The sequence below is a fragment of the Nocardiopsis sp. RV163 genome (assembly GCF_001029525.1).
GTDB lineage: Bacteria > Actinomycetota > Actinomycetes > Streptosporangiales > Streptosporangiaceae > Nocardiopsis > Nocardiopsis dassonvillei.
In genome coordinates, this window is record NZ_LEKI01000037.1 from 18,862 (window position 1) to 39,324 (window position 20,463).

The window sequence follows — 20,463 nt, forward strand, 5'->3', positions numbered from 1 at the left end:
TCGCTGTCGGCGGTTGGGGGATTCGCCGACAGCGGCTCCCCGTGCGCAGGGGAGCGTGAAGCTCCCGGCCCAGCGCCCGCGTTCACGCGGGGCGAGGAAAGCGGGCGGTTCGCGAAACCGCCCCGACGGGTTTACCGTCTCCTTACCCCGGCTGTGAAAGAACGGATGACGCGGCCGGGACCGAGAACGCCGCTGCCGGTGTGTTGGGGGATGCGCCGGCAGCGGCCCCCTTTCTTTGCGGACCAACGCTCGAGAAGGACAACGTGCGCGTACTCGTGGTCGAAGACGAACGGGTCCTGGCCGACGCGGTGGCGGTCGGACTGCGGCGCGAGACGATGGCCGTGGACGTGGTCTACGACGGCGACGCCGCACTGGAGTACACCGCGGTCAACGACTACGACGTCGTCGTGCTGGACCGCGATCTGCCGGGCACCCACGGCGACGACGTGGCCCGAGCCCTGGTCCAGGAGAGCTACAACGGCCGCATCCTGATGCTCACCGCCTCCGACGGCGTCCAGGACAAGGTCGAGGGCCTCACCATCGGCGCCGACGACTACCTGGCCAAGCCCTTCGCCTTCGCCGAGCTCATCGCCCGGGTCCACGCCCTGGGCCGCCGCTCGGCGCCCCCGCTGCCCCCGGTCCTGGAGCGCCACGGCATCACGCTCGACCCGGCCAACCACCGCGTCCACCGCGACGGCCGCGAGGTCACCCTCACCCCCAAGGAGTTCGCCGTCCTCCAGGTGCTCATGCGCGCCCAGGGGACCGTGGTCAGCGCCGAGGGGCTGCTGGAGAAGGCCTGGGACGAGAACGCCGACCCATTCACCAACGTCGTCCGCGTCACCGTCATGACCCTGCGCAAGAAGCTCGGCGACCCGCCCGTCATCCAGACCGTCCCCGGCGCCGGGTACCGGCTGTGAGACCGGCGGAGCGGACCGAACCGGGACAGGTCGAGCCCACCCGCCCCGGCGACACCGGTACGTGGCGACGCCTCAACACCCTCACGCCCGAGGGCGGGGGGGCCGAGCGCTCCGCGGCCGCCGCCCGTGTGCACCACTTCACCGACAACCTCAGCCTGCGCGCGCGGCTCACCCTCATCTACGGGATGCTGTTCTTCGCCGCGGGGTCCGTGCTGGTCCTGGTCAACTACCTCATCGTCGCGGTCCTGCTCAACGCGCTCCTGGTCGAGCAGAGCTTCGCCGAGCTGCGCGCGCACAGGGACCTCATCGAGCAGGTGCTCACCCACGTCACCCGGTTCTCGCTGCTCGCGCTGTTCCTGGTGGGCCTGCTCGCGGTCGCCCTGGGCTACGCGGTGGCCGGAAGGGCGCTGTCCCCGCTCCAGAAGATCACCCGCATCGCCCGCCGCCTGTCGGAGCGCTCCCTGCACGAGCGCATCGCCCTGTCCGGGCCCGACGACGAGATCCGCGAGCTGGCCGACACCTTCGACGGCATGCTGGAGCGCCTGGACCGCGCCTTCGACGGCCAGCGCCGCTTCGTCGCCAACGCCTCGCACGAGCTGCGCACACCGCTGGCGATCAACCGCACCCTGCTGGAGGTGGCGCTCAGCGCGCCCGACGTCTCGGCCGACCTCAAGAGCGTCGGGCAGACCCTGCTGGAGACCAACGCCCGCCACGAGCGCCTCATCGAGGGGTTGCTCCTGCTCGCCAAGAGCGACCGCGAGCTGGAGGTCCGCGCCAAGGTCGACCTGGGCGAGGTGGCCGGGACGGTGCTCAGCCAGCTCAGCGCGACTGTGGCCGACTCCGGCCTGAGCCTGCGCCAGGACCTGCGCCCCGCCACGGTGGTCGGCGACCCCGTACTGCTGGAGCGGCTCGTGGGCAACCTGGTGGAGAACGCCCTCAAGTACAACGTCGAGGAGGGCGAGATCACCGTGCGCAGCGGCATGTACGAGGGCACGCCCGCCGTCCAGGTGGAGAACTCCGGCAAGGTCATCCCCGCCTACGAGATCGAGGGCCTGTTCGAGCCGTTCCGCCGCGGCTCCGGCGACCGGGTCGGATCGGGCCGCAGCGCGGGGCTGGGCCTGTCCATCGTCCGGTCCGTGGTCCGCGCGCACGAGGGCGCGGTGACCGCCTGGCCGCGCGCCGGGGGAGGGCTGGTCGTCACCGTCCGCCTTCCTCCTCCGGAAGAGGGCGCGGAGCGGCGCTGAACCCGCCCACAGGGCCAAGCTGCGTTTGGCCGGTCTTCGTGGTATCTATACGTGTCCGATGACACGCCGGCCCGTGTCACGGGTGCCGACCCCGGGTGGGTATGCTTCCCCGGGCGTGGACACGGAGGGAATCCCTCCTGACGTGGGTATGTCCTGCTTTTCGTCCGCCCTTGGGGGGTGTCCCGCGCTTTGTCCGGAGTGGGCGGAAACGGATTTCCCAGGTCTACGAGGCAGCCGACGTTGGGTAGTACACAGGGGTGCGGCCCCGGCGCAGCCACACGTGGCCGCCTTCGGTCACGAGGCGGCGAAAGTGCCGCTGACCTGTGGACAGCGGCCCGGGAGGGGACACGGTCCGCCGACGTCGGGAAAACTCATCGGCCGAACCGGGCACAACCAAGGTCTCTCAAGCGTTACACCCGCGCGACGAGGCACTGAACGAGGGGGATGGGAGTTAGCAGAGATGGCCACCGACTACGACAGCCCGCGCAAGACTGACGAGGACATCAACGAGGACAGCCTCCAGGAGCTGCAGGCGCGGCGCGTGGACAAGGGCACCGGCACGATCGACGTCGACCCCGACGAGGTCGCCGAGGGCATGGAACTGCCCGGTGCCGACCTGTCGGGCGAGGAACTCGCGGTGCGCGTGCTCCCGCGCCAGGCCGACGAGTTCACCTGCTCGCGCTGCTTCCTGGTGCACCACCGCAGCCAGCTCGCCGAGCAGCGCGCCGGTCAGCTGGTCTGCAAGGAGTGCGCCTGACCGGACGGGACGGCCCCTGAACCGTCCCGTCCCGGGCGGCCCCCGACCGCGCGGTCGGAAACCACCCCGCCGCCGTCCGGAGGGAGCGCGTGAGGCCTTCCGGGGAGCGCGGTGGAACACGACGGCGGACGGCCGACCACACTGCGGTGCGGTCGGCCGCCCGCCGTCGTCGCCTTCGCGGCGTCAGACCTCCAGCTCGCCGGGGCCGGCGCCGAACATCCTGGCGCGGGCGGCGCGCACGGCCAGCACCCGGGCCACCTCGGTGCCCACACCGGCCATCACGGCCCAGCTCAGCGCCGTGCCCAGGCTGATGTCGGGGGAGTCCACGTCCGTGGGCGGCTCCTCGCCGGTCACGCGGGTCCAGGCAAAGTTCAGGGCCTTGCGCATGACGTACTGCGCGGCGAACCCGGCCGCGAAGCCCACGAGGGCGGGGCCGAGGTCACCGCCGTCCTTCTTAGCCATCGAATCCTTCACCGTTTTCCGTTGGGTGTACGGAGGATGCGCGGCCGGCGCACACCCTCCCGTGCGTACGGGGCGATCCTTTCACGTCCTTTCCCGGGAGTCGGGTGCCAACCCCGCGCCAGCGTGCCCGAGGTGTGCCGACCCCCCGCTGTGACGGCCCGAAACCCGGAGCGACCACGGCTCCGAGCGCACTACCATTGCCCCATGACCAACGGCTCTCATTCCTTCCGCATGCCCGACAAGCCCTCGCTGGACGGTATCGAGGCGAAGTGGGTCGACGTATGGGATGAGTCCGGCGTCTACCACTTCGACCGCACGGCCGAGCGCGCGGACGTCTACTCCATCGACACCCCGCCGCCCACGGTGTCCGGCTCGCTGCACATCGGCCACGTGTTCTCCTACACGCACACCGACACCGTCGCGCGTTTCCAGCGCATGAACGGCAAGGCCGTCTTCTACCCCATGGGCTGGGACGACAACGGCCTGCCCACCGAGCGGCGCGTCCAGAACTACTACGGCGTGCGCTGCGACCCGTCGATCCCCTACGACCCGGACTTCCAGCCGCCCGCCAAGCCCGACCCCAAGCGGCAGGTCCCCGTCTCCCGGCGCAACTTCATCGAGCTGTGCGACCGGCTCACCGCCGAGGACGAGAAGGTCTTCGAGTCGATCTGGCGCCGCCTCGGGCTGAGCGTCGACTGGCGCCACACCTACGCCACCATCGACGACAACTCCCGAGCCGCCGCCCAGCGGGCCTTCCTGCGCAACCTGGCCCGCGACGAGGCCTACATGTCCGAGGCGCCCACCCTGTGGGACGTCACGTTCCGCACCGCGGTCGCCCAGGCCGAGCTTGAGGACCGCGAGCGCCCCAGCGCCTACCACAAGATCGCCTTCCACAGGCCCGACGGCACCCCGGTCCACATCGAGACCACCCGCCCCGAGCTGCTGGCCGCCTGCGTCGCCCTGGTCGCCCACCCCGACGACGAGCGCTACCAGGACCTGTTCGGCACCACCGTGCGCACCCCCGTCTTCGGCGTGGAGGTCCCGGTGCGGGCCCACCGCCTCGCCGACCCCGAGAAGGGGTCCGGCATCGCCATGATCTGCACCTTCGGCGACACCACCGACGTCACCTGGTGGCGCGAGCTCCAGCTCGAGACCCGGCCCGTCATCGGCTGGGACGGTCGTATCATGGCCGACCCGCCCAAGGGCCTGGAGAGCGGCGCCGCCCGCGATGCCTACGACACGCTCGTGGGCGCCACCGTCCACACCGCGCGCGAGCGCACCGTCGCCCTGCTGCGCGAGAGCGGCGACCTGGTCGGCGAGCCGGCGCCCATCACCCACCCGGTGAAGTTCTACGAGAAGGGCGACAAGCCCCTGGAGATCGTCACCACCCGCCAGTGGTACATCCGCAACGGCGGGCGGGACGAGGAGCTGCGCCAGCAGCTCCTGCGACGCGGGCGCGAGCTCACCTGGTACCCCGAGCACATGCGCGCCCGCTACGAGAACTGGGTCGAGGGCCTCAACGGCGACTGGCTGATCAGCCGCCAGCGCTTCTTCGGCGTGCCCTTCCCGGTCTGGTATCCGCTGGACGCCGACGGCAACCCGCGCTACGACGAGCCCATCGTCCCCGCCGAGGCCCAGTTGCCCGTCGACCCCAGCTCGCAGGCGCCCGAGGGCTACACCGAGGACCAGCGCGGGCTGGCCGGCGGGTTCATGGGCGACCCCGACGTCATGGACACCTGGGCGACCTCCTCCCTGTCCCCGCAGATCGCCTCCGGCTGGGAGCGCGACCCGGACCTGTACCGGCGCGTCTTCCCCATGGACTACCGGCCCCAGGGCCAGGACATCATCCGCACCTGGCTCTTCTCCACCGTCGTCCGGGCCCACTTCGAGAACGACACCCTGCCCTGGAACACCACCGGCATCTCCGGCTGGATCCTGGACCCCGACCGCAAGAAGATGTCCAAGTCCAAGGGCAACGTCGTCACCCCGCTGGCGCTGCTGGAGAAGTACAGCTCCGACGCGGTCCGGTACTGGGCGGCCAGCGGTCGCCTGGGCACCGACACCGCCATGGACGAGGGCCAGATGAAGGTCGGCCGCAGGCTGTCCATCAAGATCCTCAACGCCAGCAAGTTCGTCATGTCCGTGGCCGGCGAGGGCGCGGCCGCCGACCCCGCGCAGGTGACGCAGCCGCTGGACCGGGCGATGCTGGCCGCGCTGGCCGACGTCGTGGAGGACGCCACCTCCGCCTTCCGCGCCTACGACCACACCCGGGCCCTGGAGCGCACCGAGCGCTTCTTCTGGGACTTCTGCGACGACTACCTGGAGCTGGTCAAGGCCCGCGCCTACGACACCGAGTCGGCCGAGGGCGCCTCGGCCCGCGCCGCGCTGCTGGTCGCCCTGGGCGCCCTGCACAGGCTCTTCGCCCCCTTCGTGCCCTTCGTGGCAGAGGAGGTCTGGAGCTGGTGGCAGGAGGGCTCGGTCCACGCCCAGCGCTGGCCCGACACCGCCGAGTACCGCGGCGCGGCAGCCGACGGCGACCCCGCCGTTCTGGCCGCCACCGCCGAGGTGCTGCGCGCAGTGCGCAAGGCCAAGTCCGAGGCCAAGCTCTCCATGCGGGCCGAGGTCGAGCACGTCAGCGTCTCGGGCAAGCGTGTCGACGCCGCGCGCGCCGCCAGCGCCGACATCGCCGCCGCGGGCCGCGCCGCCGGGATCGACTTCCGCACCACCGACGACGCCGAGCTCACCGTCGAGGTGACCCTGCCCGAGGCCCCCGCGGAGTAGGGCCCGCGGGGGTGGTTCGGGCGCCCGCGGGGTTCTGGAGGTGCCGGAGGCGGGTTTTCGCGGAAGGACTGCGCCGTAGGCGTCGTTTGAGGGTGGTGGCGGGCGACGGGTGGGCACGAGCCGACCCGGTGTAGGCGCCGAAGGTTCCCGCTCCTTGGGCGTCCGAACGCGGGGCGAAGCGGAGCGCAGCCCCGAAGAGGTCCAGCCGGGGGCGGCCCACACGGGCCGCCCCCGTTCGCGTACCGGCGGTGCTGGACACCGGTTCATCGCCCGGAGAGCGATAGGCTCGGCCGATGTGAGTACCACATCCCTGGAAGGCGGAAGGATCCCCGTCACGGTCCACCGCCTGGACCCCGGCCTCCCCCTGCCCGAGTACGCCCACCCCGGTGACGCGGGCGCGGACCTGTACACCGCCGTCGACATCACCCTGGAGCCCGGGCGGCGGGCCACGGTCCCCACCGGCCTGGCCATGGCACTGCCCGACGGGTACGCGGCCTTCGTGCACCCGCGCTCGGGCCTGGCCGCGCGCTGCGGGGTCACGCTCGTCAACGCGCCCGGCACGGTCGACGCCGGGTACCGCGGCGAGATCAGGGTGACCCTGATCAACACCGACAGGGACACCCCGGTGAAGCTGACCCGGGGAGACCGGATCGCGCAGCTGGTGGTCCAGCGCGTGGAACGGGCGGTGTTCGTCGAGGCCGACTCCCTCCCGGAGTCGGTGCGGGGAACGGGTGGTTTCGGTTCGACCGGGGGGCACGCCGCACAGCGGTGACGGCGCCCCGAATCCCCGGATTCATCCGGGACCGACGGAAGCGAAGAGGTGAAGGCGTGTTCGGACGCCGCCGCAAGAAGCGGGACGAAGAGACCGAGGGAACGGGGACACGGGCCGAGCCCGGGCGCGAGGGCGCCGCCGGAGCGGTCTCCTTCGGCAACGAGATCGAGCCGGAGCGATCCCGGGAGCAGCAGCCCAAGGACGCGGACCGACACCGCTCCTCCGGGCCGTGGGACTCCACCGAGGACGCTCCCGAGGTCGAGAGGATGGACCTGGGCAGCATGCGGCTGCCCATGGAGCAGGGCACCGAGATCCAGGTCAACGTCGCCCAGGACGCCCAGGGCAAGCAGAAGATCATCGGTGTCACCCTGGTGCGCGGAAAGAGCGCCCTCCAGGTGCAGCCCTTCGCCGCGCCCAAGTCCTCCGGGCTGTGGGACGAGATGCGCGAGGAGCTGCGCGAGCAGGTCGTCAAGCAGGGCGGTAAGGCCGAGGAGCACGACGGCACCTTCGGCCCCGAGCTCAAGGCCCTGGTCCCGGTCAAGGGCCGCACGACCGAGGACGGCAAGCAGCTCGCCCAGCGGGTGCGCTTCATCGGCGTCGACGGGCCGCGCTGGGTGCTGCGCGGCGTGATCCGCGGCGAGGGCGCCTCCAAACCCGAGGTGATGGCCGAGGTCGAGCACCTCTTCGCCAACATCGTGGTGGTGCGCGGGGACCACCCGGTGCCGCCGAGCGAGCTGCTGCCCATCACCGTGCCCAAGCAGATCCAGGACAAGATGGCCGAGGCCGCCAAGGCGCGCGCCGCCCAGCAGGCGGCCCAGCGCGGCAACGCGGGCCGCTCCCCCAACGGCGCCGCGCCCGGCGCGGGGTCCGGCGGTAACGGCGGCCAGCCGGGCGGCGCCGCGGGCGGCCCGGGGGAGTAGGGGTCCTCCGGGACGGAGCGGGACCCCGCGCCGTGGAGGAGGTGCCGGGCGGGGCGCGCCGTCTTCCGTAGTCTGTGGCACATGACGCAGACGACGGAGAACAGCGCGCCCCGGCCGCTCCCCGAGGACTGGAACCGGGCCCTGGCCGTGGTGGCCCACCCCGACGACCTGGAGTTCGGCAGCTCCTCCGCGATCGCCCGCTGGACAGGCCAGGGCAAGGACGTGGTGGAGCTGCTGGTCACCCGGGGCGAGGCGGGCATCGACACCATCGCCCCCGAGGAGTGCGCGCCGCTGCGCACGGCCGAGCAGCGCGCCTCGGCGGCGGCGGTCGGCGTGGCCGCCGTGGAGTTCCTCGACTTCCCCGACGGCACCCTGGAGTACGGGATCCCGCTGCGCGCCGCGCTGGCCGGGGCGATCCGGCGCCACCGCCCCGACGTGATCGTCTCCATCAACTTCCGCGACCACTTCGCGGGGTCGAGCGCCCTCAACCACGCCGACCACCGGGTGCTCGGCCCGGCCCTGCTGGACGCGGTCCGCGACGCGGCCAACCGGTGGGTGTTCCGCGAGCAGTCGGAGGAGGGCCTCCAGCCGTGGTCGGGCGTGCGCTTCGTTGCCTTCGGCGCCTCGCCCCTGGCCGCCCACTACGTCGAGTTGGGCGAGGCCGACCTGGCCGCCGGTGTGGCCTCGCTGGACGCCCACGCCCTCTACCTGGCCAACCTGGAGGGGTTCGACCAGAAGTCCTTCCTGCCCCGGGCCGCCGCACGGGCGGGGGAGTGGGCCGGGGTCCCCCTCGCCACCGCCTTCGAGGTGTTCGAGGTCTGAGGCGCCGCCCGCGGGCGGCGGTGCGGCCCCGGCGGGTTCAGGAGGCGGGGCCCGGGTCCACGGGATCGGTGACGCGGCCGAGGAAGAGCACCGCCCCGCCGCGGCGCAGCACGAACACGAACGGCCGGTCCACGGTGAACTGGACGGGCCTCGGCGCGACCGCGGCCGCCCGGAGCATCATCACGGCGGTCGCGGCGGCGCCCTCGGCGCCCTTCTCGTCCACCCGCAGCACCGACTGGTGCAGGATCTCGTCGGCGCGCAGCGGTTCCGGGCTGATCCCGTCGAAGCGGGCCTCGGCCGTGGCCAGGTCGCGCACGCCCAGGGCCGACAGCGGTTCGAGCAGGGAGGCGTCGGTCTCCACCCTGAAGCGCGGCAGGGCCAGTTCCACCTGCTGAGAGGAGCGGTGGCCGTACAGGTCCGCGAGCGCGTCGGCCGTCACCGGGGCGGGGGAGGCTGAGCGCTCGTCGGGCAGCAGCACGTCCAGGGTCAGGCCGTGGCCGCCCTCCAGGCTGACCATGCTCCACCCCCGGGCCCGCGCGTGCGGCAGGCGTGCCGAACGGTGCATGGTGGGCGCCTTCCGCCTGCCCGACGGTGTGTGGAAGGCCCTGTCCCGGGTCCGGGCGGGGTCGAAGGGGTCGGGCCAGGCCAGCTTGACCCAGAGCGCGTTGACCAGCAGCAGCCGCACACCCGGGTGGACGCTGCCGATGGGGAGCAACTCCTCGATCAGGCCGCGGGTCACCTCCGCCACCCGGGCGTTGACCCGTGAGCGCACGCCCTCGGAGTCGTGCTCGAAGTCGGCGTTCTCCACCTCGGCCCCGGCGCGCTCGCGCACCAGGGACGCGAAACCCGGCAGGACCTCCAGGTCGGCGGGCACGTACAGGCCGTTGAGGCTGGCCAGTTCGAGCCCGGGCTCGGCGGCCACGGCCGCGTCCAGCTCCTCCAACTGGCCCCGCACGTCCGCGCCCAGCAGCGCCTCCAGTTCGGCCAGGGTGCGCTCCCGGGCACCGGTGGCCAGCAGCGCCAGCACCGTGCCCACCGAGTGGGGGGACCACACGTGCGACTCCCCCGGCCGGGCCAGCACCCGGTCCAGCGCGGCGGCGAACTCCAGATGGTCCCGGCGCGGGGACGTGCTCGTCTGCATGGGCTCCTGCTCGCTCTCGGCTCCGGTGTCTGGTCGCCAGAGTACGGAACGGCCCTCCCGCGCCGCCAGGGTGCGCCGCCGGGTGAGAAGCCGCACGCGACAAGAGCGGGCCCAAGGGGACAAAGGCGGGCGGAGCGCATCCGCGCGACCACCGTGCGTATCCCGCGACCGGTCGCACGTCACATAGGCTTGGGCCGACACGGCGCGCGGAACCGCGTTGGACGCCCCGCGCGGCGAAGACCGACGACCGCCCACGACCGAACCCGAGCAGGAGCAGGATGACTGAGCACCAGCGGGCCGCCGAGGAGGCCGCCGCGGCCACCGGGGCGGACGACAGGGCCGAGGCGGCCGCGGCGGGCGCCCCGGACCCGGGGGACGCCCCCGCCCGGGAGCACGACCCCGGCCGGGGCGCCACGGCGGCGGACCGCCCGGCGGTCACCGAGGACACGGTCGAGGCGCTCGTACGCTCGCAGCTTGCCAAGGCGCTGGGCGGCAAGCGCGGCATGGTCGAGGCGGCGGTGCCCACCCTGACCTTCACCGTCTCCTACATCGTCAGCTCGGAACTGCGGCTGTCGATCGTCCTGGGCGTGGTCGCGGCCCTGGTCCTGGGCGCGGTCCGGCTCGTGCAGCGCTCCTCGGTGCAGTACGTGCTCACCAGCCTGTTCGGCATCGGCATCGCCGCGGTCTTCGCGATGCGCAGCGGCAACGCCGCCGACGCCTTCCTGCCGGGCATCATCTACAACGCCGTCTACGCCGTGGTGCTGAGCCTGTCGGTGCTGGTGCGCTGGCCCGCGATCGGGCTGATGATCGGCCCGTTCATCGGCGACAAGGAGGACTTCACCTCCTGGCGCGCCGACCCGGCCGTGGTCACCCTGGCCTCGCGCCTGACCTGGCTGCTGGTCCTGCCCTGCGTGATCCGCGTGCTCGTGCAGTACCCGCTGTGGATGGCCGACACCTACGGCTGGGCCGACACCTTCGCGCTGCTGGGCTTGTCCAAGGTCGCCATGGGCTGGCCGCTCCAGGTCGCGGCGTTCGCGGCCATGGTCTGGTTGCTGGCCCGGGGCCGCACCCCGCTGGAGGAGCGGCGGCACCCTGCCCGTGGGGAGACGGCGGACTGAGGGGGAGCCCCGGCGGACGCATGACCTAGAGGTCGGGGTCGTCCGCCGAGCCCAGCAGGGACTCCAGGGCGCCCAGGGCCTCGGGCCCGGCCAGGAACACCACGGTGTCGCCCACCGACAGGGTCCGGTCGGGGGCCGGCGGGCGCACGCCGCCGGGGCCCACCACCGCCACCAGCGCCACCCCCTCCGGCAGCGACTCCGCCAGCGCGCCCTCCGGTCCGCCCGCGAACGGGCTCGCGGCGTGCAGCACCGACTCGGCGATCTCGGCGCCCGGCAGCGGGGGCAGGGAGTCCTCCCCGCCCGGTTCCTCATCGGGGACCCCCTCGACCAGGTCGGCGATCAGCCGCGGCGGGGAGACCGCCAGGTCCACACCCCAGGACTCGTTGAACAGCCACTCGTTGTCGGGGTCGTTGATGCGGGCGATCACCCGGTCCACCCCGAACTCGGTCTTGGACAGCAGGGACACCACCAGGTTGACCTTGTCGTCGCTGCTGGCCGCGACCACCACGTCGAAGTCCTCCAGACGGGCGTCCTCCAGCGTGGCCAGCTCGCAGGCGTCGGCCAGCAGCCACTCCACCTGGGGGAGGTCGTCCACGCCGATGGCGCGGGTGTCCCGGTCGATCAGCAGCACGTCGTGGCCGCTGCCCGCCAGCTCCGTGGCGATGGAGCGCCCCACGCTCCCGGCTCCCGCGATGGCGATCCGCATCTCACCCACGCCCCGTCTCGTCGTCGTCCAGCCGCAGCCCGTCCAGGTCGCGGCCGCGGGCGGCCACGTGCAGGACGTCGCCCTCCTCCATGAGCTCACCGGAACCGGCCAGGAGGATCCGGCCCGCACGGGTCAGGTAGACCACCCGCACCGGCGCCCGCTCCTCCAGGTCGGCGACGCGGCGGCCCGCCCACCCCGGCGGCAGGTTCATCTCGTTCATGGCCAGGGTCCCGGACGCGTCCTGCCACTCCGGCCCGGTGGTGAGCCGACCGTCGCCCGGCACCATCCGGCGCAGGACCGCGTCGGCCGTCCAGCGCACCGTCGCCACCGTGGGGATGCCCAGCCGCTGGTAGACCTCGGCCCGGCGGGGGTCGTAGATCCGCGCGACCACGTTGTCGACGCCGAAGGCCTCGCGGGCCACCCGCGCCGAGATGATGTTGGAGTTGTCCCCGTTGCTGACCGCGGCGAAGGCCCCCGCGCGGTCGATCCCGGCGGCGAGCAGGACCTCCCGGTCGTGGCCCGGCCCCCGGACCGCGTGTTTGGCCACGGAGCCGCGCAGACGCCGGAACGCCTCGGCGTCCTGGTCGATCACCGCAACCGTGTGCCCCAGGTCAACCAGGGTGTGCGCGAGGGTGGACCCCACCCGGCCGCACCCCATGATCACGATGTGCACCTCGCCCGCACTCCCGTCGAGATAGCCGCCGCGCACGCCGTCGTCGCACGTGCGCACAGTGACACCTTGGCACAGACGCGGTCCACACGCTCGGCCTCGGCCGTCCACAGGCCCGTCCGGGAGGCGGATTCCGCCGGGTAGATTGGGAACGGTTGGTGGCTGTGCGCGCAGGGTCACCCGTCATGTGACCCGACCATCTCTGAGGACGACCGCCATGAACCGTGTGGGACAGGATTTCGAGCTGACCGTGGACGACGTCGCCCACGGGGGCTGGTGCGTGGGGCGCCACGAGGACCAGGTGGTCTTCGTCCGCCACGCCCTGCCCGGCGAGCGGGTCCGCGTCCGCGTCACCGAGCAGACCTCCCGCTTCCTGAGAGGCGAGGCCGTCGAGGTCCTCCAGGCCTCCCCGGACCGCGTCCAGGCCCCCTGCCCGGCCGCCGGGCCCGGCAAGTGCGGGGGCTGCGACTGGCAGCACGCCGCCCCGCGGGCCCAGCGGGCCCTCAAGGGCAAGGTCGTCGCCGACCAGCTGCGGCGCATCGCCGGGATCGACCGCCGGGTCGAGGTGGAGGAGCTGCCCGGCACCCCCGACGGCCTGGGCTGGCGCACCCGCGTGCGCTTCGCCGTGGACTCCGACGGCCGCGCCGGACTGCGCCGCCACCGCTCCCACGACGTCGAGCCCGTCGAGCGCTGCCTCATCGCCCACCCCGGCGTGACCGAGCTCGGCGTGACCGACGTCAGGTGGGAGGGCGTCCGCGACGTGGAGGCGGTCGCCTCGGCCTCCTGCGCCGACCGCGCCGTCGTCGTCACACCGACCGGGGCCAAGCTGGACTCCCTGCCCGAGCTGGGCGCCTCCAGTGCGGTGCTGCGCCGGTTCAAGGGCGGCCGCGTCCAGCAGGTGCGCGGGCGCAGGGGCGTGCGCGAGAGCGCCGACGGCCGCGAGTACCGCGTCAGCGCGGGAGGCTTCTGGCAGGTGCACCCGGCCGCCGCCGAGGTGCTCACCGCCGCCGTCCTGGACGCCCTGGAGCCCAAGCCCGGCGAGACCGCCCTGGACCTGTACTGCGGGGCGGGTCTGTTCACCGGCGCGCTGGCCGCCGCCGTGGGCCCCGAGGGGCGCGCCATGGGCGTGGAGAGCGGGGCCGAGGCCGTGCGCGACGCCCGGTACAACCTCAAGGACATGGAGCAGGTCCGCGTCGAGCAGGGTGACGTGGCCGCCCAGTTGCGCGAGTGGGCCGACGTGCGCGCCGACGTGGTCGTACTGGACCCGCCCCGGGCCGGTGCGGGCGCCGAGGTGGTGCGCTCCCTGACCGGGACGCGCCCCCGCAGGGTCGCCTACGTCTCGTGCGACCCCGCCACGCTCGCCCGCGACCTGGCCGCGTTCGAGCGGGCCGACTACCGCCTGGCGGACCTTCGCGCGTTCGACGCCTTCCCGATGACCCACCACGTGGAGTGCCTGGCGGTGCTGGAGCCGGTCCACCCGGCCCGCCGCCACCGGGAGGGCTGACCGGGGCCCGGCGGGCCCGCGACCAGGTGGCGTGTCCGCGGTGCAGGAACTCCAGCGCGCGGGTCCCGCCCGCGGCGACGGCGGCCAGCAGCACCGGGCCGGTGCTGTCCGGGCCGCAGGAGGGCGCGCGGCGGAGCACCTTCACAGGAGGGGCTATCGCGGGAGGCGCGCGCTTCGGTTCGGCGGACGGGCGGGGCGCGGACGCGCCTTTTCCACGGTAACCGCGCGGCGGTTCCGGTCTGGTCCGCGGCGTGGGAGAAAATGGGGCTTATGCGTCTGAGGATCTTCCTTGAGCCCCAACAGGGGGCCACCTACGAGGACCAGCTCACCGTCGCCAGGGCCGTGGAGGACCTGGGTTTCGACGCCCTGTTCCGGTCCGATCACTATCTGCGCATGGGTGATCACGTCAGCGGCCTCCCCGGGCCCACCGACGCCTGGATCACCCTCGCCGGGCTCGCCCGGGACACCTCCCGCATCCGCCTGGGCACGCTGATGACCGCGGCGACCTTCCGTCACCCCGCGCCCCTGGCGATCTCCGTCGCCCAGGTCGACCGCATGAGCGACGGCCGCGTGGAGTTCGGCTTCGGCTCGGGCTGGTTCGAGGAGGAGCACGCGGTCTACGGGATCCCCTTCCCCGCCACCGCCCGCGAGCGCTTCGACCGCTACGAGGAGCAACTGGACATCATCACCGGCCTGTGGTCGACCCCGGTGGGGGAAACCTTCCGCTACGAGGGCAAGCACTACCGCCTGGCTGAGGGGCCCGCGCTGCCCAAGCCGCAGCAGGGCCCGCGTCCGCCGGTGCTGATCGGCGGCACCGGCCCCAAGCGCACGCCGCGCCTGGCCGCCAAGTACGCCGACGAGTACAACGTGCCCTTCAGTTCGATCGAGGACACCTCGGCGGCCTTCGAGCGGACCAGGGCCGCCGTGCGGGCCTCGGGGCGCGGCGCGCCCATGGTCTACTCCGCCGCGCAGGTCCTGTGCGTGGGCAAGGGCGAGGCGGAGGTGGCCCGGCGGGCCGAGCGGATCGGCCGCGCGGTTCCCGAGCTGCGGGAGAACGGCCTGGCGGGCACCCCCGACGAGCTGGTGGACAGGATCGGCCGCTTCGCCGAGGCGGGCGCCGAGCGCATGTACCTCCAGATGCTGGACATGTCCGATCTGGACCACCTGGAGCTGGTGGCGTCTCAGGTCGTGCCGCAGCTTGACTGATCCGCGGGCCCGTGCCCGGGGGGCGGTCGCGGACCGTTGGCGACCGCCCGATAACTTGATATCGAGATACAAGTTAGATACCTTGACATCAAGATAATAGCGGGGTTCCCCTCGGCCCGCTCCCGGTTCGGATGTGTGAAGTTGACCGCTTGAGCGCACCCGGGCCGGACAACGTGGGCGCCCGCTACCAGTGGGCCGCCCGGCCGGTGGCGAGTGGTGTCGCCGCAGGCCACGGCGGGCCTGACGGAGGCCGGGAGGCAGGCGGAGGTCACCCCCGCGGCCCTTCGCCCCCGGCAACCGGTCAGGGCGGCCTCAGTAGGTCCCGCGTCCGCCCCATGGGGGAGGATGCTGGGAACGTAAGTGGCGAGATCAGGAGGCAGACACCGTGTCCGCGAACAGCTTCGGCGCCCGTGACACGTTGCGCGTTGGCGACGAGTCGTACGAGATCTTCCGTCTGGAGACCGTTGAGGGTTCCAGGCGGCTTCCCTACAGCCTGAAGGTGCTGCTGGAGAACCTCCTGCGCACCGAGGACGGTGCGAACGTCACCGCCGACCACATCCGGGCCCTGGGCGGCTGGGACCCCAAGGCCCAGCCCAGCCAGGAGATCCAGTTCACCCCCGCGCGGGTGATCATGCAGGACTTCACCGGCGTCCCCTGCGTCGTCGACCTCGCCACCATGCGCGAGGCCGTGCGCGACATGGGCGGCGACCCGGACAAGATCAACCCGCTCGCCCCCGCCGAGCTGGTGATCGACCACTCCGTCGTCGTCGACCTCTTCGGCCGCCCCGACGCCTTCGAGCGCAACGTCGAGATCGAGTACGAGCGCAACTACGAGCGCTACAAGTTCCTGCGCTGGGGCCAGACCGCCTTCGACGAGTTCAAGGTCGTCCCGCCCGGCACCGGCATCGTGCACCAGGCCAACATCGAGCACCTGGCGCGCGTCACCATGAGCCGGGGCGGCCAGGCCTACCCCGACACCTGTGTCGGCACCGACTCGCACACCACCATGCAGAACGGCCTGGGCATCCTGGGCTGGGGCGTGGGCGGCATCGAGGCCGAGGCCGCCATGCTCGGCCAGCCGATCTCCATGCTCATCCCGCGCGTGGTCGGCTTCAAGCTGACCGGTGAGCTCCAGCCCGGCACCACCGCCACCGACCTGGTGCTCACCATCACCGAGATGCTGCGCCAGCACGGCGTGGTCGGCAAGTTCGTCGAGTTCTACGGCGAGGGCGTGGCCTCCGTGCCGCTGGCCAACCGCGCAACCATCGGCAACATGAGCCCGGAGTTCGGCTCCACCGCCGCGATCTTCCCGATCGACGACGAGACCATCCGGTACATGAAGCTGACTGGCCGCTCCGAGCAGCAGGTGGCCCTGACCGAGGCCTACGCCAAGGCCAACGGCTTCTGGCACGACCCGGCCAACGAGCCCGAGTTCTCCGAGTACCTGGAGCTGGACCTGGCCGAGGTGGTCCCCTCCATCGCCGGCCCCAAGCGCCCGCAGGACCGCATCGCTCTGTCTGCGGCCAAGAGCACCTGGCGCCACGACGTGCGCAACTACGTCGAGGACGGGGTCGACGAGGCGAGCGAGGAGTCCTTCCCGGCCTCCGACGCCCCGGCCCAGACCGCCAACGGCGCCCGTCCGCACAAGGCCGTCAAGGTCACCATGGCCGACGGCACCGAGACCGAGATCGACCACGGCGCCGTGGTGATCGCCGCGATCACCTCCTGCACCAACACCTCCAACCCCTCGGTCATGCTGGGCGCCGCCCTGCTGGCCAAGAAGGCGGTGGAGAAGGGCCTGACCCGCAAGCCGTGGGTCAAGACCTCCATGGCCCCGGGCTCCAAGGTCGTCACCGACTACTACGAGCGCTCCGGCCTGACCCCGTACCTGGACAAGCTGGGCTTCAACCTGGTCGGCTACGGCTGCACCACCTGCATCGGCAACTCCGGCCCGCTGCCCGAGGAGATCTCCCAGGCCGTCCAGGACAACGACCTGGCCGTCACCGCGGTCCTGTCCGGCAACCGCAACTTCGAGGGCCGGATCAACCCGGACGTGAAGATGAACTACCTGGCCTCGCCGCCGCTGGTGGTCGCCTACGCGCTGGCCGGATCGCTGGACGTGGACATCACCACGGAGCCGCTGGGCCTCGACAAGGACGGCGAGCCCGTCTTCCTGGCCGACATCTGGCCCAGCGCCGAGGAGATCCAGCAGGTCATGGACTCCGCGATCGCCTCGGACATGTACGAGTCCGCGTACTCGGACGTGTTCGCCGGTGACGAGCGCTGGCGCTCGCTGCCCACCCCGACGGGCAACACCTTCGAGTGGGAGGGCGAGTCGACCTACGTCCGCAAGCCCCCCTACTTCGAGGGCATGGAGACCACCCCGGCCCCGGTCACCGACATCACCGGCGCCCGGGTGCTGGCCAAGCTGGGCGACTCGGTCACCACCGACCACATCTCCCCGGCCGGCGCCATCAAGCCGGGCACCCCCGCGGCCGAGTACCTCAAGGCCAACGGTGTGGAGCGCCGCGACTTCAACTCCTACGGTTCCCGCCGCGGCAACCACGAGGTGATGATCCGGGGCACGTTCGCCAACATCCGCCTGCGCAACCAGATCGCGCCGGGCACCGAGGGCGGCTACACCCGCGACTTCACCCAGCCCGAAGGGCCGGTGTCGTTCATCTACGACGCCGCTCGCAACTACGCCGAGCAGGGTACGCCGCTGGTCGTCCTGGGCGGCAAGGAGTACGGCTCCGGCTCCTCGCGCGACTGGGCGGCCAAGGGCACCAGCCTGCTGGGCGTGCGCGCGGTCATCACCGAGTCCTACGAGCGCATCCACCGCTCGAACCTGATCGGGATGGGCGTCCTGCCCCTCCAGTTCCCCGAGGGCCAGTCCGCCGACTCCCTCGGCCTGACCGGCGAGGAGACCTTCTCCATCACCGGCGTGACCGAGCTGAACCAGGGCGCCGCCCCGGCCACGGTGAAGGTCAGCACCGACACCGGCGTGGAGTTCGACGCCGTGGTGCGTATCGACACCCCCGGAGAGGCCGACTACTACCGCAACGGCGGCATCCTGCAGTACGTGCTGCGCCAGTTGATCGCCAAGTAGGCGTGTCCGCGCGGGGCCGCCACCGTTCGAGCGACGGTGGCGGCCCCGTTCGCGTTCCCCCTCCTCCGGAAGGTAACGAAAAGGTATAGCCATCGCGGTTTGCCCGCGTGGACTCGGGTAGCGGCACGGGTAGGCAACGAACGCAACCTACGGCGAAGGAACCGGATCAATGTCAGAGATCATCGAGACGGTGGAGGTCGACGTCCCGGTCACCGCCGCCTACGCCCAGTGGACGCGGTTCGAGGAGTTCCCCTCCTTCATGGAGGGGGTCGACAAGGTCGTCCGCACCGGTGACGGGCACATGCTCTGGACCATCGAGATCGGTGGTCAGAAGAGGGAGTTCGAGGCCGTGGTCACCGAACAGGTCCCCGGGGAGCGGATCGCCTGGAAGACCACGGACGGAACGACCCACGCGGGGGTGGTGACCTTCCACCGCCTGTCCGAAACCAGCAGCAGGATCACCCTTCAGCTCAAGACCGTCCCGGAGGGCGTCGTCGAGCAGCTCGGGGACAAGCTCGGGCTGGTCAAGACCCGCGCGAAGGGCGACATGAAGCGCTTCAAGGCCTTCGTCGAGCCCGGCGGGAAGACCCCGAACGGCTGACGCCGGACCCGGTCCGGAGCAGGTCCCGGTCCCCCGCAGCCGACGAGGCCGCGGGGGACCGGTCCGTGTGTGCGGGGCGGACCGTTCCGGACGCCGCGGCGGTCCCCTCCGCCCCGCACACACACGGACTCCCGGTGCCGCCGCGCGGCGCCGGGAGTCGTCCCTCGGGTCCGGTGCGTCAGCGGCTGCCGCTGCTGACGCTGGAGTGGTAGGCCCCGTGGGGACCGGCGTGCGACCAGGAGTGGTGGTACCAGCTGTGCCCGTGCCCGTGCCCGTGGCCGTGCCCGTGCCCGTGCCCGTGGCCGTGGCCGCTGCCGGACTTGACCACGTAGCTGTACGCCCCGTCGGAACCCGCCCCCGACCAGCTGGACGAGTAGTAGCTGTCCGCCGAGGCCAGGGCCGGTGCCCCCAGTGCCAGGACGGGTGCGGCGACGACGGTGAACGCGAAGCGGCGCAGGGTCTTCCTCTGCATGGCGTTGGATTCCCTTCGAAGCTAGGTGCGGGAGCGGCCGTGCGGGTGCTGTGGTCTCCGGCCGCGCCGTCGGCGCGGCGCCGAACGACCGGCACCACCGGACTGCGTCCCTTTCGTCCTTTTTGCCCTCCTTGTTCATCCTGACGCCGGGGCAGCCCAAGAGGGAACACTGGGGATCTGAGCAAACATCAAAATCGGGATGCCGCGTCCCCGGCGCGTGCGCGACGCCGAAGGCGGACCGTGTCGGCGGCGGCATCCGCGCGCTGGGGCGGGTTCCGTGCGGCGGGACGCGCGGGGGTGTACCCGGGGGCGTCCGCGAGAGGGCTCCCGGCGGCGGCGCGGGGTAAACCCCGGACATCTCGCCCCCACCGGAGCCCCACGCTGCCCCCTCGCCTGAGGGCCGGGTCTTCGGGCGCCCCGGTATCGGGCACCGTCGGCGCGCAACCCCGCGCGTGCGCTGAGGCGGGCCCGCCGCCCGGAGCCCGCCGGGGCCCGGTCCGCCGCGACCCCGTGTGCGCGGAGGCGGGTCGTCCGGGACGCCGGTGCGGTTCGCTCCGCCCCCCGGACACGCGAACTCCCGGTGCCGCCGTGCGGCACCGGGAGCCGTCGTGAGGAGCCTGCGGCCTTAGCCGGCGCCGCTCTCCGTCTCGGAGGAGTAGGCGCCGCCCTCGCCGGCGACACTGAAGCTCTCCTCGAACCAGGACTTGCCGTCACCGGCGAAGGCCTCGAGCCCGTGGTGGAACGCACCGTGGGAGCTAGCGCCGCTCGTCTCCGTCTCGTAGTAGGCGTCCGCCGAGGCCAGGGCCGGGGCCCCGAAGGCCAGGGCGGGTGCGGCGATGGCCGTGATGGCGATGCGGCGCAGGGTCTTCTTCTGCATGACAGTGGGTTTCCCTTCGTGGCTTGGTTCGGGGACTCCGACGCCGTGCGGGCGGTCGCAGGTCGACGCCGTCCGCGAGGTGCGGAAGCGCATGAAACCACCCGGCGTTTTCCCCGATTCCCAGATTGAGGCCGGGCGGACCAAGGAAGAACACCAGAAAGCTGACTAAACTCTAAAATCGGGACATTGAGCAAAAAGGCGTGTGCGGAGCGTACCGAAGCCGCCGGGCACGGCGTCCGGAACCCCTGCGGGGCGGGCCCTCCCGGGCATCGGCTCCCGTCCGCGTCCGCCGCCGGTGACGGGTCCCACCCCGGCTGATGTCCGTAAACCTCCGATATGCTCGCCGCATGCCCGGCCCCACCAGCCCCCTCCTCCGGCTCATGT

18 protein-coding genes are annotated in these 20,463 nt (G+C 72.4%); 12 read left to right on the forward strand and 6 right to left on the reverse strand.

Annotation, left to right across the window (positions count from 1 at the left end):
• Nucleotides 1-263: 263 nt before the first annotated feature.
• The 3 genes from ABD54_RS09475 (at nucleotide 264) to ABD54_RS09485 (ending at nucleotide 2,918) form a co-directional block, all read left to right on the forward strand.
• Entirely contained in the window at nucleotides 264-917 is a 654-nt protein-coding gene (locus tag ABD54_RS09475; RefSeq protein ID WP_047869067.1) for a response regulator transcription factor, read from the forward strand.
• Entirely contained in the window at nucleotides 914-2,161 is a 1,248-nt protein-coding gene (locus tag ABD54_RS09480) for a HAMP domain-containing sensor histidine kinase (RefSeq protein WP_047869068.1), read from the forward strand. The genes ABD54_RS09475 and ABD54_RS09480 overlap by 4 nt, the downstream gene beginning before the upstream one ends.
• Before the next feature lie 460 nt (nucleotides 2,162-2,621).
• The gene (locus tag ABD54_RS09485; protein WP_013153901.1) at nucleotides 2,622-2,918 is read left to right on the forward strand and encodes a DUF4193 domain-containing protein; all 297 of its coding nucleotides are present in this window, start codon (nucleotides 2,622-2,624) and stop codon (nucleotides 2,916-2,918) included.
• Nucleotides 2,919-3,101: 183 nt separating this feature from the next.
• Here ABD54_RS09485 and ABD54_RS09490 read toward each other — a convergent pair whose 3' ends face one another.
• Entirely contained in the window at nucleotides 3,102-3,380 is a 279-nt protein-coding gene (locus ABD54_RS09490) for a DUF4235 domain-containing protein (RefSeq protein ID WP_047869069.1), read from the reverse strand.
• Between the two features lie 204 nt (nucleotides 3,381-3,584).
• Between ABD54_RS09490 and valS the strand changes: the two genes are divergently transcribed.
• From valS to ABD54_RS09510, 4 genes are all read left to right on the forward strand, one after another.
• Nucleotides 3,585-6,161 carry a valine--tRNA ligase gene (valS, locus tag ABD54_RS09495; RefSeq protein WP_047869070.1) on the forward strand — a complete coding sequence of 859 codons (2,577 nt, stop codon included), beginning with the start codon at nucleotides 3,585-3,587 and terminating at the stop codon, nucleotides 6,159-6,161.
• Between the two features lie 295 nt (nucleotides 6,162-6,456).
• Nucleotides 6,457-6,933, forward strand: a complete 477-nt coding sequence (dut, locus tag ABD54_RS09500) for a dUTP diphosphatase (protein WP_047869071.1) — start codon at nucleotides 6,457-6,459, stop codon at nucleotides 6,931-6,933.
• Between the two features lie 56 nt (nucleotides 6,934-6,989).
• Nucleotides 6,990-7,853 (forward strand): DUF3710 domain-containing protein, encoded by an 864-nt coding sequence (locus ABD54_RS09505; protein ID WP_047869072.1) that lies wholly within the window; start codon nucleotides 6,990-6,992, stop codon nucleotides 7,851-7,853.
• A gap of 81 nt (nucleotides 7,854-7,934) precedes the next feature.
• A complete protein-coding gene (locus tag ABD54_RS09510) occupies nucleotides 7,935-8,675 on the forward strand; it encodes a PIG-L deacetylase family protein (protein WP_047869073.1) in 741 nt (246 codons plus the stop codon).
• A gap of 37 nt (nucleotides 8,676-8,712) precedes the next feature.
• On the opposite strand, the gene ABD54_RS09515 is transcribed toward ABD54_RS09510, so the two are convergent.
• Entirely contained in the window at nucleotides 8,713-9,816 is a 1,104-nt protein-coding gene (locus ABD54_RS09515) for a serpin family protein (RefSeq protein ID WP_047869074.1), read from the reverse strand.
• Between the two features lie 278 nt (nucleotides 9,817-10,094).
• Between ABD54_RS09515 and ABD54_RS09520 the strand changes: the two genes are divergently transcribed.
• The gene (locus ABD54_RS09520; RefSeq protein WP_047869075.1) at nucleotides 10,095-10,934 is read left to right on the forward strand and encodes a DUF3159 domain-containing protein; all 840 of its coding nucleotides are present in this window, start codon (nucleotides 10,095-10,097) and stop codon (nucleotides 10,932-10,934) included.
• A gap of 25 nt (nucleotides 10,935-10,959) precedes the next feature.
• On the opposite strand, the gene ABD54_RS09525 is transcribed toward ABD54_RS09520, so the two are convergent.
• Together ABD54_RS09525 and ABD54_RS09530 are read right to left on the reverse strand one after the other, a co-directional pair.
• The gene (locus ABD54_RS09525) at nucleotides 10,960-11,649 is read right to left on the reverse strand and encodes a TrkA family potassium uptake protein (RefSeq protein ID WP_047869076.1); all 690 of its coding nucleotides are present in this window, start codon (nucleotides 11,647-11,649) and stop codon (nucleotides 10,960-10,962) included.
• Nucleotides 11,642-12,313 (reverse strand): TrkA family potassium uptake protein, encoded by a 672-nt coding sequence (locus ABD54_RS09530; protein ID WP_047869086.1) that lies wholly within the window; start codon nucleotides 12,311-12,313, stop codon nucleotides 11,642-11,644. Before ABD54_RS09530 ends, ABD54_RS09525 begins: the two co-directional genes overlap by 8 nt.
• A 214-nt stretch (nucleotides 12,314-12,527) precedes the next feature.
• Here ABD54_RS09530 and ABD54_RS09535 point away from each other — a divergent pair, with 214 nt between their 5' ends.
• The 4 genes from ABD54_RS09535 to ABD54_RS09555 all read left to right on the forward strand — a co-directional run bounded on the left by ABD54_RS09535 (nucleotide 12,528) and on the right by ABD54_RS09555 (nucleotide 18,730).
• Nucleotides 12,528-13,814, forward strand: coding sequence for a class I SAM-dependent RNA methyltransferase (locus ABD54_RS09535; RefSeq protein WP_047869077.1), 1,287 nt, complete (start codon nucleotides 12,528-12,530; stop codon nucleotides 13,812-13,814).
• A gap of 270 nt (nucleotides 13,815-14,084) precedes the next feature.
• The gene (locus ABD54_RS09545; RefSeq protein WP_047869079.1) at nucleotides 14,085-15,020 is read left to right on the forward strand and encodes an LLM class F420-dependent oxidoreductase; all 936 of its coding nucleotides are present in this window, start codon (nucleotides 14,085-14,087) and stop codon (nucleotides 15,018-15,020) included.
• A 385-nt stretch (nucleotides 15,021-15,405) separates the two neighbouring features.
• Nucleotides 15,406-18,129, forward strand: a complete 2,724-nt coding sequence (gene acnA, locus ABD54_RS09550) for an aconitate hydratase AcnA (RefSeq protein WP_047869080.1) — start codon at nucleotides 15,406-15,408, stop codon at nucleotides 18,127-18,129.
• A 169-nt stretch (nucleotides 18,130-18,298) separates the two neighbouring features.
• Nucleotides 18,299-18,730, forward strand: coding sequence for an SRPBCC family protein (locus tag ABD54_RS09555; protein WP_047869081.1), 432 nt, complete (start codon nucleotides 18,299-18,301; stop codon nucleotides 18,728-18,730).
• Between the two features lie 178 nt (nucleotides 18,731-18,908).
• Here ABD54_RS09555 and ABD54_RS09560 read toward each other — a convergent pair whose 3' ends face one another.
• Complete coding sequence (locus tag ABD54_RS09560; RefSeq protein ID WP_047869082.1) at nucleotides 18,909-19,202, reverse strand: hypothetical protein; 294 nt, start codon at nucleotides 19,200-19,202, stop codon at nucleotides 18,909-18,911.
• Nucleotides 19,203-19,827: 625 nt separating this feature from the next.
• Entirely contained in the window at nucleotides 19,828-20,079 is a 252-nt protein-coding gene (locus ABD54_RS09565; protein ID WP_047869083.1) for a hypothetical protein, read from the reverse strand.
• Nucleotides 20,080-20,463: the final 384 nt, after the last annotated feature.

Coding starts and splice junctions, on each gene's coding strand:
- ABD54_RS09535 (WP_047869077.1), top strand. CDS start 12,528: ATGAACCGTGTGGGACAGGATTTCGAGCTGACCGTGGACGACGTCGCC.
- ABD54_RS09510 (WP_047869073.1), top strand. CDS start 7,935: ATGACGCAGACGACGGAGAACAGCGCGCCCCGGCCGCTCCCCGAGGAC.
- ABD54_RS09515 (WP_047869074.1), bottom strand. CDS start 9,816: ATGCAGACGAGCACGTCCCCGCGCCGGGACCATCTGGAGTTCGCCGCC.
- ABD54_RS09555 (WP_047869081.1), top strand. CDS start 18,299: ATGTCAGAGATCATCGAGACGGTGGAGGTCGACGTCCCGGTCACCGCC.
- ABD54_RS09565 (WP_047869083.1), bottom strand. CDS start 20,079: ATGCAGAAGAAGACCCTGCGCCGCATCGCCATCACGGCCATCGCCGCA.
- ABD54_RS09520 (WP_047869075.1), top strand. CDS start 10,095: ATGACTGAGCACCAGCGGGCCGCCGAGGAGGCCGCCGCGGCCACCGGG.
- ABD54_RS09490 (WP_047869069.1), bottom strand. CDS start 3,380: ATGGCTAAGAAGGACGGCGGTGACCTCGGCCCCGCCCTCGTGGGCTTC.
- ABD54_RS09485 (WP_013153901.1), top strand. CDS start 2,622: ATGGCCACCGACTACGACAGCCCGCGCAAGACTGACGAGGACATCAAC.
- ABD54_RS09545 (WP_047869079.1), top strand. CDS start 14,085: ATGCGTCTGAGGATCTTCCTTGAGCCCCAACAGGGGGCCACCTACGAG.
- ABD54_RS09560 (WP_047869082.1), bottom strand. CDS start 19,202: ATGCAGAGGAAGACCCTGCGCCGCTTCGCGTTCACCGTCGTCGCCGCA.
- valS (WP_047869070.1), top strand. CDS start 3,585: ATGACCAACGGCTCTCATTCCTTCCGCATGCCCGACAAGCCCTCGCTG.